12 protein-coding genes are annotated in these 14344 nt (G+C 48.4%); 1 reads left to right on the top strand and 11 read right to left on the bottom strand.

The genetic code is table 11. From position 1 onward, the window contains the following. Positions 1 to 115 precede the first annotated feature (115 nt). The 7 genes from yabN to pth all read right to left on the bottom strand — a co-directional run bounded on the left by yabN (position 116) and on the right by pth (position 9930). A complete protein-coding gene (yabN, locus tag EGM68_RS00705) occupies positions 116 to 1615 on the bottom strand; it encodes a bifunctional methyltransferase/pyrophosphohydrolase YabN (protein WP_102163412.1) in 1500 nt (499 codons plus the stop codon). A 163-nt stretch (positions 1616 to 1778) separates the two neighbouring features. Further along, the gene (locus EGM68_RS00700) at positions 1779 to 3437 is read right to left on the bottom strand and encodes a putative polysaccharide biosynthesis protein (protein ID WP_129548497.1); all 1659 of its coding nucleotides are present in this window, start codon (positions 3435 to 3437) and stop codon (positions 1779 to 1781) included. 140 nt (positions 3438 to 3577) lie between these two features. Next, positions 3578 to 4120, bottom strand: a complete 543-nt coding sequence (gene spoVT / locus EGM68_RS00695) for a stage V sporulation protein T (RefSeq protein ID WP_013368681.1) — start codon at positions 4118 to 4120, stop codon at positions 3578 to 3580. A gap of 167 nt (positions 4121 to 4287) precedes the next feature. Next, positions 4288 to 5406 carry a peptidylprolyl isomerase gene (locus EGM68_RS00690; RefSeq protein WP_017427061.1) on the bottom strand — a complete coding sequence of 373 codons (1119 nt, stop codon included), beginning with the start codon at positions 5404 to 5406 and terminating at the stop codon, positions 4288 to 4290. Next, positions 5390 to 8917 (bottom strand): transcription-repair coupling factor, encoded by a 3528-nt coding sequence (gene mfd, locus EGM68_RS00685; protein WP_090737498.1) that lies wholly within the window; start codon positions 8915 to 8917, stop codon positions 5390 to 5392. The genes EGM68_RS00690 and mfd overlap by 17 nt, the downstream gene beginning before the upstream one ends. Positions 8918 to 9051: 134 nt before the next feature. Continuing rightward, entirely contained in the window at positions 9052 to 9282 is a 231-nt protein-coding gene (fin, locus tag EGM68_RS00680) for an anti-sigma-F factor Fin (protein WP_014599341.1), read from the bottom strand. A gap of 87 nt (positions 9283 to 9369) precedes the next feature. Further along, entirely contained in the window at positions 9370 to 9930 is a 561-nt protein-coding gene (gene pth / locus EGM68_RS00675) for an aminoacyl-tRNA hydrolase (protein WP_016818918.1), read from the bottom strand. Positions 9931 to 10005: 75 nt separating this feature from the next. Here pth and EGM68_RS26435 point away from each other — a divergent pair, with 75 nt between their 5' ends. Further along, positions 10006 to 10206, top strand: a complete 201-nt coding sequence (locus EGM68_RS26435) for a hypothetical protein (protein ID WP_013368676.1) — start codon at positions 10006 to 10008, stop codon at positions 10204 to 10206. Positions 10207 to 10274: 68 nt separating this feature from the next. Here EGM68_RS26435 and EGM68_RS00665 read toward each other — a convergent pair whose 3' ends face one another. From EGM68_RS00665 to purR, 4 genes are all read right to left on the bottom strand, one after another. Further along, positions 10275 to 11228 carry a ribose-phosphate diphosphokinase gene (locus EGM68_RS00665; protein WP_013308125.1) on the bottom strand — a complete coding sequence of 318 codons (954 nt, stop codon included), beginning with the start codon at positions 11226 to 11228 and terminating at the stop codon, positions 10275 to 10277. A gap of 59 nt (positions 11229 to 11287) precedes the next feature. Then, positions 11288 to 12685 (bottom strand): bifunctional UDP-N-acetylglucosamine diphosphorylase/glucosamine-1-phosphate N-acetyltransferase GlmU, encoded by a 1398-nt coding sequence (gene glmU / locus EGM68_RS00660; protein ID WP_013368675.1) that lies wholly within the window; start codon positions 12683 to 12685, stop codon positions 11288 to 11290. Positions 12686 to 13030: 345 nt separating this feature from the next. After that, complete coding sequence (gene spoVG, locus EGM68_RS00655) at positions 13031 to 13318, bottom strand: septation regulator SpoVG (protein WP_007428016.1); 288 nt, start codon at positions 13316 to 13318, stop codon at positions 13031 to 13033. Positions 13319 to 13481: 163 nt separating this feature from the next. Next, a complete protein-coding gene (gene purR / locus EGM68_RS00650; RefSeq protein WP_013368673.1) occupies positions 13482 to 14321 on the bottom strand; it encodes a pur operon repressor in 840 nt (279 codons plus the stop codon). Between the last annotated feature and the right edge of the window lie 23 nt (positions 14322 to 14344).

The raw sequence follows: 14344 nt of genomic DNA, 5'->3' as shown, positions 1-14344 counted from the left end.
AACATCCTACTACAAAATCCTGCCCATTGGCAAGTCTGCTCAAGCCGGGCGTATTTTCAACCCTGCATATGACTCATTTTACTGTCCAATACAGCCAAAGATCAAATCTATGGAATCAATCTCTGTCAAGAAGCTTTTTCGCTTCCTGCCAGTAGGTCTCCATTTCATCTACACTGCTGTCCTCAGGACGACGCCCCTGCTCGCGTAGTTTCTGCTCAATATACTGGAAGCGGCTTACAAATTTGCGATTAGTGGCTGACAGCGCCTCCTCCGGATCTACGTCCATGAACCGGGCCGCATTCACGGCAACAAATAGAACATCCCCCAACTCCAGCAACTGAGCTTCCATGGAATGCCCTTCACGAACCGCTTCCTTCAACTCAGCCACTTCTTCGTCCAATTTATCAAATACGCCTTCAATGCTATCCCAGTTAAAGCCTACTTTAGCTGCCTTCTTCTGGAGCTTATACGATTTCATAAGAGCTGGCAGATCACGGGGAACCCCATCCAGTACGGAAGGATTGGCTGCCGCCGTACCTTTTAGCCGTTTTTCCTCTGCCTTCATCTGTTCCCAGTTTTGCAGCGCCTCTTCCGCATCATTGGCTTGATTGTCACCGAATACATGCGGATGACGGAAAATAAGCTTATCGTTCAGTCCCTGGATCACATCATACACATTGAAGGTTCCGACTTCCTCCTCCATTTGGGCATGCAGCAAAATTTGCAACAACAGATCGCCAAGCTCTTCCTTCATATGCTCAGGATCATCCTCATCTATGGTTTCAATGACCTCATACGTTTCCTCGATCAGATTTTTGCGGATCGATTGATGTGTCTGTTCACGATCCCATGGACAGCCTTCCGGACTGCGCAAAATATCGACAATCTCATGTAGACGGTCAAAAGAACGCCGTTTCAGGGCCTCATCTTCACTGCGAGGTATGTATACCAAGGATAGGTTGCCGTAGCCCTCTACTCGATCCAGCTCGTATAGCGGCACCTTGTGGACCGCCTCCTCACCTTCTACCCCAAGCGCGTGGCCGACATACACCTCATAATCGTCAGGATACCGTTCCATCAAGCATAGCTTCACATCGGAAGCCGTAAAGGTGTCATATACCTGTCCAATCAGCGTATGCAACTGGGGCTGAAGCCAGCTGGCATCCAGTGTGCCTGCATCTAACAGCTGAAAACCCTCAATCGGATCAAAACCAAGACGCACAAAAGCCTCATCCAGAAAACTTTCTCCACCCAAGATGTTTAGTTCAATCCCTTGCGCAGGACAACGCTCCTTGAGCAACTGCACCGCTGCTTCCGCCACCATCGGGTGACCGGGAACTGCATAGACGATTTCGCTCCCGTCTGCCGCCTTAGCAGCCTTTTCCATCAGTTGACTGGTAATTTCCTCATATACCTCTGGAAAAGAATCCTTTGTCTCATATACCGCATCAAACGACTCAAAAGCCACCTCAAACTCATCCAGCACTCGAACCGCCGGATGTTCCTTGGTTCGCAGATAGAGAGCTGAAGCGCCCCGCATTTTGTTCAATATCCCTATCGTAAGCTGATCAGGATCTCCCGAGCCCAGACCTACGATCGTTAATGTTACGCTCATATCCAATCCTCCGTTCCGCAAAAGCAGGATGCATGCTCCGAAAAAACACCCGGCATAGCCCAGCTTCCGCTTCCTTTGCTTTGGCATTTACTATACCACAAAGTGGTATAGGCTCATAAAATGGCTTGTGCAGCTTTCACGCGGCAAGCCGTATAACCCCGGGCTAAGCCAGTACACGCAGTCTGCGCAGCACAGCTGCCAGCGGGCGTCCGAGCTTGGGCACTGCCACAAGCTCGGCTTCCGTGATCAACCTCAGGCGTGCGAGGCCGATCACGAACACCACGGCGCCTGCCGCTACACCCAGCAGGCTCTCCGCCGCTGCCGTGGCACGACCTCCGGCAGCCCAGCCCAGGGCACCCAGCACAGCACTGGTGCCCCACATCGCCGCCCCGGCTGCACCAGCCAAGGCGACAAGCAATGCCGCCGGTTTGAGCACACTGGCGGACCAGCTCCCGCGCAGCCCCACCAAGCGGGCCAGCAGCGCGATGTTGATCACAGCCGCCAGCAGATAGGCGACAGCCCCCGCAATGGCGGCGCCCGCCGTGCCGAGCTGCGGCACGAGCAGCCAGTTTAGCAGCGCCTTGGCCGCAGCGGCCGCGAGCATAGCCAGGGCTGGCGCACGAACCGCGCCAAGACCTTGCAACAGCGCAGCCGAGATGATGCTGAGCGTGCCGCCTACGGCGGTCAGCGCCATCCAGCGCATAACCGTGCTGCCCGTGTCGTCTGCATACAGCATCACATTGACGGGCACGGCCAGCACGATCAGACCTGTCGCAGCGGCTAGTCCCAGCAGCCAAAACCAGCGCAGCGATTGCTCGCACTGACGACGTGCCAGCTCCGTACCTCCGGTCACCCGTGCCTCAGCCAGCGAGGGTATGAACAATGCCGACAATGTGGTGGCAAACATCATGACCAGCTGTACTAGCGGAAGCCCCCGGTTATACACGCCGAAGGCCACCATAACCGCCGTATCATCCAAGCCCTCCTGCTTTAACAGGCGAGGGACGGTAAATGTATCTACCAGGTTTATTAACGGAACGGCTAGCGCTCCAAGGCAAACAGGCAGAGCATAACGTAGCAGTGCCTTTAGCAAAGCACCACTGCTTTCCGCTGGGTGAAGCTCACCAGTCTGTGCCTGCACTGTTGTCATGACCGTCTCTTGCCGCCTAAGTCTCTTTCTGTGGCCTCGCCAATACAGCAGCATGATCACCAGGCCCGCTGCTCCGCCTGCTGCTGAACCAAACACTGCTCCGGCGGCAATCATATCCGCCCCTGCTCCTTGTGACAGCATGAACAGCAACAATATGATCATCACGCTTACCCTTATCGCCTGCTCCGTCACTTGGGAGACAGCCGTCGGAATCATATTTTGCAAGCCTTGAAAATAGCCCCTCAGTCCCGCCATAATCGGCACGAACAAGAAGGCAATCGCCGCCGCCCTCACCGATGGAATGACGTGAGCATTGTCGATCCACTGGCCGATTAGTGGCGCACACGTATACATCAGCAGCCCCAGAAACAATCCGAATATGCCCAATACAAGCGAAGATAGCCGGGCAACACGTTGCCCCGCTGCCTGATTTCCCACAGCCTCATACTCAGCTACAAATTTGGATACAGCCGCCGGGAATCCAGCAGCTGCAATGGTAATGAACAGCGTATAAAAAGGATAAACCGTATTATAAATGCCAAATACGCCATCGCCGCCAATATTTTGCAGCGGGATTTTTTGCAATGTGCCGATCAGCTTGCTTGCTACAGCTGCCAGTGTCAAAATGACAGCGCCTCGTAGCAGCCGCGAAGCGGCGCGATTTTCCTGCATTCTCCGTCTTCACTCCCACCTGGAATAAGCGTTTTTACGAGTCCTATTATACCGTCTCTTCTCCCGGAAAGAAAAAAATCCCTGTACAACGTTGAACGGCTTTGTCCGTTCTGTACGTCATACAGGGGTGAAACGGGGTGTTACTGTTCCATTTGTTTGCCCAGGAAGCCAGCGGCTGTTTCAGCCATCTTGACCTCCATTTCGGACATTTTTACATTTTCATCCTTGTTCAACAATATAACAGAACCAATGGGATCACCACCCGAAACAATGGGAGCCGTCACAAAGGACGAGAGTGTTTCTTCGTGGTCTCGCGTCAGCTCGTAAGAGCCGCTGGCTGTCTCCAGCACAGTCTTGCGATTATCCATGCTACCTTCAATAATGCTACCGATTTGCTTGTCCAGAAACTCTTTTTTTGAGCCTCCAGCCACCGTAATAATGGTGTCACGATCGGTAATCATCGTAATATGGCCAGTGCTTTCAAACAGGGACTCAGCATACTCTTTGGCGAAATCACCAAGTTCACCAATAGGTGAATACTTTTTCAAAATGACTTCTCCGTCACGATCCACAAAAATTTCAAGCGGATCTCCTTCACGAATTCTCAAGGTGCGGCGAATCTCCTTTGGAATAACTACCCGCCCAAGATCATCAATACGGCGAACTATACCAGTAGCTTTCATTTCACATGTTGCCCCACTTTCTCAAGAAGAATTTAGTAAACTACTGACGGTATCGAAAGACGCTTCCACTCCCCCAGAAGCGGTCACGAAGAACGTCGCGGTCATGGTGTTTATGGTGATATCTGACCATAGTATTCATCTGTTCCCAATTCCTTATGCATGTTCAGTTATTTACCTTCGTTTGCAGCTCCATCTTTAGCTGTTCCAGCTTTGCTATCGCCCGTACCGCTTGTTGTTCCGCTCGGCGTAGTTGTGCTGCCCGCACCGGACGTTGCACCACTTTTCTCTTGCGTAGCAGGTGCCTTCGGCAGATTGATTTTCAAATCAAGCTTCGTCAAATCATTTTCGGTAAAGTTTTGGATACTTTCCCCAGCTAGTTTATTTTTCAGGGCAGCCTTTTCGTTGTCCTTCAATTTATCAAATGTAGGCTCATTGCGGGACTCCACTTTGATCACGTGATATCCGTATTCTGTTTCCACGGGTTCACCAATTTTGTTAATTGGTTGAGTCTCGGCAGCCTCTTTAAAAGCAGGTACCCATTGCGCTACAGATGCATTCTCATACAGCCCGCCATTAGATGCGGAACCTGGGTCTTCCGAATACTTCTTAGCAATCGTTGCAAAATCCGCTCCACCATCCAATTTTGCCTTTACCTCTTTGGCCAGCTTGAGAGTAGCCTCTTTTGTACGCTGTTTCTTTGTTTTTGGATCTTCAAAATTAATCAATACATGACGTACAGTTGCCGTCGTGAACTGATCTTTATTTTTTTCAAATTCCTGTTTCAGCTGATCATCCGTTACTTTATTGGTTTCGCTGTTGATTACCGTCATTACACGCGTGAAGTAATCCTTCACACCTTGTTCGGTCAACTTCTGATCACTTAGAAATGTCTTAAACTTATCTTCTCCGACCGACTTTTTATACTGCTCCAACTGCTCGTTTCCTTGTTTGGCGCCCTCTTCCTTGGCTTTGTCGTCCGCTTTGGCTGCCAAAAGCTTGTACACTACTTCCTGCTTTACAATTTGCTCACGTACCTGATCAGAAGCTAAAGCAGCCTCATACTCTGGGTACAGAAATTTCATCATGCTGATTTCTTGGTTGAACTCATTTTCGGTAATCGTTCCACCCTTATAGGTCACGACAACCTTGCTGTTGTCTTTCGGCTCATCCTTGACCTTATTCTCATCCGCTTGCTTCGTACATGCTGCAAGCACCGATATAGCTAGCAACGCTGCCATGCCCAAGGAGAGCATTCTCCAAGGTTTTCTTTTATTTAGTTGTGACATTTTGCAGTTCCTCCTTCAATGTGAATGCTTCTTTCAATGCACTCAAAAATTGCTCCAGCAGTTCTAGCAGTTGTGCATCATTTAGACCTTTACCCTTTATGCGTACGCTCATAGAAGTACCCTGTTCAAATTGTACACGTCTTTCAAAGCGATTGCCAATCTCGGCAAGTTTGGCAGTCTGCAGCGCCTGCTGACGCCCCTCGTGAAATTTCAACATCATATTGTCATCCCGTTGAACAATGGACTCGATGCCATACATCCGTCCATACACCTTGAGACGGGCCACGGCCAGCAAATGACGCACTGCCTCTGGCAGATCGCCAAACCGGTCGACCAGTTCGTCCTCCAGCTCGGAAGCCTCGTCAAAGGTACTGACTGCCGCAACCTTTTTATAAATCTCAATCTTCTGAATGCTGTCATAAATATAGTCTCCCGGCAGGTAAGCATCGACGCTCAAATCAATCGATGTACTCCAATTCCGGTTGGATTGATCCTCTTCTCCAAGCACACTGACTTTACGTTTATTGATTTCCTCAGCCAGCATTTGTGAGTAAAGATCAAAACCGACGGATGCGATGAATCCGTGCTGCTCGGCGCCAAGTAAGTTACCCGCTCCGCGGATGGATAAATCACGCATTGCTATCTTGAACCCGGAGCCCAACTCTGTAAATTCTTTGATAGACTGAAGTCGCTTCTCCGCCACCTCTGTAAGCACCTTATCTCGCTGGTACGTGAAATAAGCATAGGCAATCCGGTTGGAACGACCTACACGCCCACGCAGCTGATAAAGCTGGGAGAGCCCCATTTTATCGGCATCATGCACAATGAGTGTATTCACATTGGGAATATCCACACCGGTTTCGATAATGCTCGTGCTAACCAGTACATCATATTCACCATCCAGGAAATCCAAAATGGTTTTCTCCAGTTCCGTTTCAGACATCTGTCCGTGGCCTACGCCCACCTTGGCGTCTGGGACAAGTGCATTGATCTCGGCAGCCATCTCCTGAATGCCCTGCACGCGATTATACAGGTAATAAACCTGCCCTCCGCGTGCCATCTCGCGTTCAATGGCCTCACGAACTAGAGTCTGGCTATGCTCAACGACATAAGTTTGCACTGGAAAACGATTTTCCGGTGGCGTCTCAATGACTGACAAATCACGTACACCCAGCATGGACATATGCAGCGTACGCGGAATAGGTGTAGCCGTTAGCGTCAACACGTCTACATTCGTTTTCAGTTTTTTCAGCTTTTCTTTGTGCGTGACACCAAAACGTTGCTCCTCATCGACAATAAGCAGCCCCAGATCTTTAAACACCAGATCCTGTGAAAGTAGACGGTGAGTACCAATGACAATATCAACCGTACCTTGTCGAACTCCCTTGGTCGTCTCATTCTGCTCTTTGCGCGAGCGGAAACGGCTCAATACCTGAATATTGAACGGATACCCAGAAAAGCGCTCACGGAATGTCTCATAGTGCTGTTGCGCCAAAATCGTCGTCGGTACCAGCACAGCCACTTGTTTGCCCTCAATAGCAGACTTAAAAGCAGCACGAATAGCCACCTCAGTCTTGCCGTAGCCTACGTCACCGCACAGCAAACGATCCATTGGACGACTCTGCTCCATGTCCTTCTTAATTTCTTCAATAGCCCGAACCTGGTCACGTGTCTCATCATACGGGAACATATCCTCAAATTCCTGTTGCTCCGGCGAATCCTTTTCAAAAGCAAAGCCTGGTGCTGACTGTCTTTCCGCATATAGCTTGATCAGGTCATCTGCGATGTCCTGAACCGAGCTGCGCACCTTACTTTTAACACGTGTCCACTCATTGCCGCCCAGTTTGTAAATCTTGGGTTCCTTGTCCTCTGAGCCCACATACTTCTGAATCAGATCAATTTGTTCAATCGGTACAGACAGCTTATCTCCGCCTGCATAGAGGATATGCATGTAATCCTTATGGATACCGCCAACCTCCAGCGTACCGATTCCCATATACTTCCCGATCCCGTGATTTTGGTGTACGACATAGTCGCCCACCTTCAGCTCGCTATAGCTCTTAATCCGCTCTGCATTGTCTACATGTCGGCCCTGCTTACGTGCTTTCCGCTGCTTCTGGGAGAACATCTCACCCTCGGTAATCACCGCCAGATGAATAGACGGCATCTCAAAACCGCTTTGCAGATTACCAATCGCCATAGTCGGCTCATCAATACCGTAGTCTTGAAGCACTCGCCGCATCCGATCCAGACGTTCATCTCCACTCGCCAGCATCATAACCTGTGTGCCTGCCTTGCGCCAACGATCCATCTCTGCCTTGAGTACATTCATTTGACCGTGGAAATCCTGCATGCCCCGGCAAATGAAGTTCAAAATATTTTGCGGCTGCGTATGCGGAACCTGGCGAAGGAAGATCGACAGGAACAGCGTTTGAAATCTCCGATTATACAGCAGATTATCCGAGTTATCCGATAGCTCCAGTTGCGGTAGAGTTTTACCGTTTTGAAGCAAATGCAGATTCCACTCAGACTCATCCCGCTCTAGCTGCCTAGCTGTTTCTAGCATCCGTGCTGGTTCATCAATGATCAGAATCGTATCTGCCGGCATATAATCAGCCAAGGTTTTACGTTCAGGATATAGCAGGGAGATATATTTATAGATTTCGTCAAAATACACATGCTCCCGCAACAGCTCAATTTCACGATGAATTTCCTCTTTCAGATGCTGCTTAGCCTGACGATCTGTCATTTTGTCCAGCTGTTCCTCCAACAACATAGCAGCGGCATCGGCAGCTTGGTCCATACGCTGGTGGCTTGCAATAACTTCCTTACATGGCGTTACAGTAACTTCCTGTACCTTTTCCACCGAACGCTGATCTTGCGGATCAAACATACGGATGGAGTCAATTTCATCGTCAAACAACTCCACACGATAGCCCCAACGGGTGGTCATTGGATAAAAATCAATAATTCCCCCGCGTACACTCATCTCCCCACGGGATTCAACACGTTCTACACGCTGGTATCCCATCTCAACCATATGCAGCAAAAATGCTTCCAGCTGAATCGTTTCTCCCTCTTTCAGCTCAACACGAGCCTCACGCCATGTTTCCGGGATTGGTAGTAGACGCCGGACCCCAGAAAACGGCACGACAACAACCCCACGAAAACCCTGGGCGCATCGTATCAATACATCAATTCGTTGGGATAATGTCTCTGGACTGGATATGGCAGCTTCAGCAGCTACTAACTCGTTGGCTGGATACAATAAAACCTGATCAGGAGAAAGCGCTTCCTGCAAATCATCTGCTATTTTTTGAGCGGCAAACATATTGTGCGTCATGACCATCAATGGTCGTCCAGTATCTTCAGCAAGTGCGGCCATCAGTACCTGTCTTGAAGAGCCTGACAAGCCTGATATAAGCTGTTCCTTCATGCCTGAGGATATACCTGCCGCAATGGATGCATAATCAGCATCCTTCGTAAAAGCCTGAATAAGTGCTTGTAACAAAAAAGGCACCCCTTTATGCTTATAAATAGTTACATGTAAACCGAAAAAGAAGCCTCAGCAATGCTGCCAAGGCTCCATAAGCGGAACTACCGCTTCACCTCTCAAGCTGGTACATCAGACCAGTTGAATACCTGTTATTGGAGCGGGTTTACGAGCAGACTCAGCTCCGGATTATTCTCCAGTGCCTGACTGCAATGCTCGCAAATGACTTTAACAGTCACTTCACCACCCGAATTATACGCTATTATATCTCTACGTTCAGCAGGGGTCAAGGAATGGAAGCCCAACCTTTCTTCGGTTATTACAGCGGAGTCAATTCGCCCTAAGAAAGTTCGACAATGTCTGCATACATAATTAACAACCATGTAATGTATATGCCTCCTGAAAGTTTTCTATACCTTTCAGTATGTCCAACAATCTTCCATTTAAGCCCGTCTACCTAACGTCAGAACCTACTTGTTAAATTCAGCCATCGTCCGCTCAAACGGATGATTCAAGCTGTATTCTAAAGCGTTGCACGTATCTTCTATCATTCCGGTCAATAGTTCCTTTTCCTTCTTTGGAAAGGTGCCCAGAACATAATCAACAATAGCATGTCCAGGCTCTGGACGGGAAATGCCCATACGAATCCGGTTGAAGGACTGCGTCCCTGTATGCTGAATGATCGATTTAATGCCATTATGACCGCCTGCGCTACCTTGATAACGCAGTCTTATTTTACCGACCTCTGTATCCAGATCATCGTACACGACAATCAGATCTTCCATATCGGCCTTATAGTAGTCCATATATGCACGTAGAGACTCGCCTGAGAGATTCATATATGTCATAGGCTTAATCAGTACCGTTTTCACGCCACCAATGTGCCCCTCACCAATCAACGCCTTACATTTGCTTTGGGTAATCTGGATATTATGGCGTGAGGCAAGTGCATCTAAGGCCATAAATCCGACATTATGTCTCGTTTTCTCGTATTGGGGACCGGGGTTGCCCAATCCTACAATCCACTTCATTAACCTTGACACCCTCTTTCGAAGTCTTGATTTTTTGGTAAAATAGTTGTAGTGAACAGGAAGGTGCGTGCCGATATGCTCAATCAAGGTGATATCCTCTTATATGACAGCCATTTTCTATATCATTTAAAACATTCCGTTCCTGTCCAAATTTATGACGGGAATGTACATGTTCAAATTGGCATCGTTGCGCGTTTTAATGAGCATTTCGTCGAAATCGAGGACACACTATACAATCGTCAACGCTTCACATTCATATCTCGGCCAGGCTTTTAGCCTGACATGCTGATAGGGGTTACCTTTTCCATATGGAAAAAGCAACCCCTTTTTTAATGAGCCAGTGCTTATTCGATTTCAAACAATTTGCTGATCGACAATTCCTCATGCACACGGATGATGGCTTCTCCCATTAATGGAGCCACAGACAGTACCTTCAGCTTGCTTGTCGGATTTGGGTGAACGATCGGGATTGTATCCGTCACAACCACCTCTTTTAATGGCGAATTCTCCAGTCTTTCCATCGCAGGACCAGACAGCACGGCATGTGTGCAACATGCATACACATCTTTTACGCCGCCTTCTTTAAGCGCATTTGCACCCAATACAATCGTTCCGGCTGTATCAATGATATCATCAATTAAAATAGCCGTCTTACCCTCAATGTTCCCGATGATATTCATCACTTCACTGACATTTGGCTCTGGACGACGCTTATCAATAATAGCGAGCGGCGCACTCAGGAAGTCCGCCAGCTTGCGCGCGCGAACAACCCCACCATGATCGGGTGAAACAACAATCGGGTTCTCAATTTGTTTGGAACGGAAATATTGGGCCAGAATTGGCGCTCCCAGCATATGATCCACTGGAATATCAAAGAATCCCTGAATCTGCATCGCATGCAAATCCATACTGATTACGCGGTGAGCTCCCGCTTTTTCAATCAAGTTAGCGACAAGTTTCGCTGTAATCGGATCACGTGAACGAGCCTTACGATCCTGACGAGCATAACCGTAATATGGCATAACAACATTGATACTTTTGGCAGAAGCACGTTTAAGTGCATCAATCATAACCAATAACTCCATCAAGTTGTCGTTAACTGGCAGACAAGTGGACTGTACAATATACACATGGCAGCCGCGAACACTTTCCGACAGCTTAACCTGAATTTCACCGTCACTAAACGATGTGGTATGGGATTCCCCCATTGGGATTCCGATGTAGTCCGCAATCTGGTGGGCTAACTTCGGATTGGAGTTACAAGTAAATATTTTGAGTTTGGAATCGCAATAAGTCATTAATAGAAACCCTCCGTGCTGGTTCATTCATTACAGATTCAACAGCTTGCTGATTAAGGTCATTCCGATCTTTTTTTCTTTGCTTTGGCACGCGCGCGGATTTTGTCCGCATATCCGGCTTTGTTCTCTTGACGTGGTCTGGCAATGGCCAGATCGTTATCAGGGACAGCATGTGTTACAGTGGAGCCTGCGACAACATAGGCACCTTTTCCAATCTTAATTGGGGCAATCAGATTCACATTGCTGCCAACAAAGGCATCATCTTCAATTTCTGTAATGGATTTATTATATCCATCATAATTGACCGTTATTGCCCCGCAGCCAATATTTACGTTTGTACCCACCTTGGCATCACCGACATAGCTCAAATGAGACACCTTGGAATGATCTCCAATAGTCGCATTCTTCACCTCTACAAAATCACCAATTTTCACATGTTCGCCAAGCTTCGCGCCTGGACGCAGATAAGCAAACGGCCCTACAGATGTACTGCTTCCCACTTCCGCTTCGTTCAACACCGAATGTTTCACTGTTGCCCCTGAGTGGATAACCGTATTCTGGATCTCTGCCTGCGGGCCAATCACACAATCTTCTCCGATTTGTGTTTGACCATGCAGCCATGTATTTGGGTGCAATACTGTATCGGAACCAATGACAACATCGCTCCCGATGTAGGTAGAAGACGGATCAATGACGGTGACACCATTCAGCATATGTTTGCGAACGATACGCTCGCGCATATAACCTTCAGCAACCGACAAAGCAACTCTGTCGTTTACACCGATAGATTCCGACACGTCATTGGTCAAATACGCCTCAACCTGCTCACCTTCGCCATGCAAAATACCAATGACATCGGTCAGGTAGTATTCCTGCTGTGCATTGGTGTTCGTTACCTTGTCCAGCGCTGCAAATAACTTGGCATTGTCAAAGCAATACGTGCCTGTGTTAATCTCACGGACAGCATCTTCCTCAGGTGAACAATCCTTCTGTTCCACGATCTTAAGCACGGCCCCGGAAGTATCACGGATAACTCGTCCATATCCTTTCGGGTTGTCCAACTCAGCGGTCAGAATTGTTGCTGCCGCTCCGCGGCTTTCGTGCAGTTGCACCAAACCTTCCAGCGTTTCCGCTGTGATCAACGGAGTATCTCCACAAATGACAATTGTGGTGCCCTGTTCCTGGCCGAGCAGGTCCTTGGCTTGCTTGACAGCATGACCCGTTCCCAGCTGCTCTGCCTGAAGCGCATATTCTGCCGACGGTCCCAAATAAGACTGTACCGCCTCTGCTCCGTGACCCACGACGACTACACTTCGGGACACACCGATTTCACGAACCGTGTCGAGCACATGTCCGACCATCGGTTTTCCGCACACCGGATGCAGAACTTTATATAATTTGGATTTCATACGTTTTCCCTGCCCTGCGGCAAGAATGACTGCCAACCTTTCCAACAAGTCCAACCTCCTATCCTGAAAATAACAGTTACCCCTTGGCTAAAACGTTAATTCCCAGATCAGATTTTGCTTAACTTTTCACAATCCTCCTGAAAAATAACGGCGAACCTTTGGTTAATGGCTATTTTTTCAGGCCAGCTTGTGCTGGACGTTCATCCCCGGGACGCATCGCTGCCTAGTCCCTGTCTTATGAAAAAGCCGCTTCGGCAGCCCGGATGGCTCCAAGTTGCCTTAAAACTGACTGTTAACTCACTAAAGAATATATCTCATTCCAGACAAAAAGAAAAGAGAGCCACAGTTAGTGGCTCTCTTTTTCTTTTGTACCCCAATCCTGCTTTAGGCGAATTAAGCGCCTTCTTCAATAGCAACTTCTTCATCAACAGCTGCACGTTCGTACTCAGTCAATACAGCAGCTTGAATCTTTTCACGGGTTCCTGAAGATATCGGGTGAGCGATATCGCGAAACTCTCCGTCAGGGGTTCGTTTGCTTGGCATAGCTACGAACATCCCGTTATTACCGTCGATAACTCGGATGTCATGGACAACAAACTCGTTATCAATTGTAATGGATGCAATCGCCTTCATTCTTCCTTCTGAGTTCACTCGGCGGAGTCTAACATCCGTAATCTGCATGTGTGTTTCACCACCTTTTTCCAAATAGGACTTGGTGTATACATTCCACACAGCATTTCGAATTCCTTCTTTTTTTGGACAATTCGTATCCTAAATTCAGGTAATTTTTTTGAAAAGATTTCTTTTCGACATATTTAGGTATTTTATGATGAATTGTGACAATTTACTGCCCCGTTAACTCATCAAAATAATTCCCTAGCTTGACTGTTATTTGCTTGCTTCGAGAATCGACTGCAGTCAGATTTGCCAGTGAAATATAATCGTGCAACAGGCGCTCTTCATTCTCCACCTCGCCCGACTCTACCAGCACACCGACACCAGCTACCTCAGCATCAAACTCTGCTAACAAGTCGACCATTCCTTGTATCGTGCCGCCAGCCTTCATAAAGTCATCTACGATGAGCACACGCGATTTCTCACGCATTGCACGTCTGGATAAAGACATCGTATGAAGGCTCTTTTGTGATCCAGAAACATAATTAATACTTACAGCTGAGCCTTCTGTCACCTGATGGTCCCGCCGTACAAGCACGACTGGTAAATTAAGCTGTGCTCCGGTTGCATATGCGAGCGGAATGCCCTTCGTCTCCACGGTCATAACCACATCAATCTGACGATCGGCAAAAGCGGTCGCAAATATTTTACCCGCTTCGTTCATCATCGCTGGTTGGCCCAGCAAATCGGACAGATACAAGTACCCTCCCGGTAATATGCGATCAGGCTGCTCCAGCTGCGCGCACAAGTCGTTCGCAAACGCAAGCGCATGTTGCTTGGAGAGCCTAGGGATCAGCTTGACGCCCCCTGCCGCTCCCGCCAGTGTCAGAAGCTCGCCAGTACCCTCGTCCTCAAATACTTCTTTGATAATAGCCAGATCCTCGCTTATCGACGACTTAGCTGCCCCGTATCGATCTGCAAAATGAGTAAGAGGCACCAATGTATGCGGCCGTGACAATAAAAATTGCGTCATTTCCACCAATCGTGAGCTTCTTTTAAGTTTTTTCACAACAATTCCTCGCGATCTATTCT

Origin of the sequence: Paenibacillus sp. M-152 (assembly GCF_003856555.1) — a bacterium.
Lineage (GTDB): Bacteria > Bacillota > Bacilli > Paenibacillales > Paenibacillaceae > Paenibacillus > Paenibacillus polymyxa_C.
Note: the sequence above shows the minus strand (reverse complement) of the source record. Positions and strands in the feature narration are given on the sequence as shown.

Bases quoted from the DNA above. Each gene is read 5' to 3' on its own strand.
- EGM68_RS00690 (WP_017427061.1), bottom strand. From the start codon at position 5,406: ATGTCACAACTAAATAAAAGAAAACCTTGGAGAATGCTCTCCTTGGGC.
- EGM68_RS00665 (WP_013308125.1), bottom strand. From the start codon at position 11,228: ATGACTTATTGCGATTCCAAACTCAAAATATTTACTTGTAACTCCAAT.
- EGM68_RS00700 (WP_129548497.1), bottom strand. From the start codon at position 3,437: ATGCAGGAAAATCGCGCCGCTTCGCGGCTGCTACGAGGCGCTGTCATT.
- fin (WP_014599341.1), bottom strand. From the start codon at position 9,282: ATGGTTGTTAATTATGTATGCAGACATTGTCGAACTTTCTTAGGGCGA.
- yabN (WP_102163412.1), bottom strand. From the start codon at position 1,615: ATGAGCGTAACATTAACGATCGTAGGTCTGGGCTCGGGAGATCCTGAT.
- pth (WP_016818918.1), bottom strand. From the start codon at position 9,930: ATGAAGTGGATTGTAGGATTGGGCAACCCCGGTCCCCAATACGAGAAA.
- spoVT (WP_013368681.1), bottom strand. From the start codon at position 4,120: ATGAAAGCTACTGGTATAGTTCGCCGTATTGATGATCTTGGGCGGGTA.
- spoVG (WP_007428016.1), bottom strand. From the start codon at position 13,318: ATGCAGATTACGGATGTTAGACTCCGCCGAGTGAACTCAGAAGGAAGA.
- EGM68_RS26435 (WP_013368676.1), top strand. From the start codon at position 10,006: ATGCTCAATCAAGGTGATATCCTCTTATATGACAGCCATTTTCTATAT.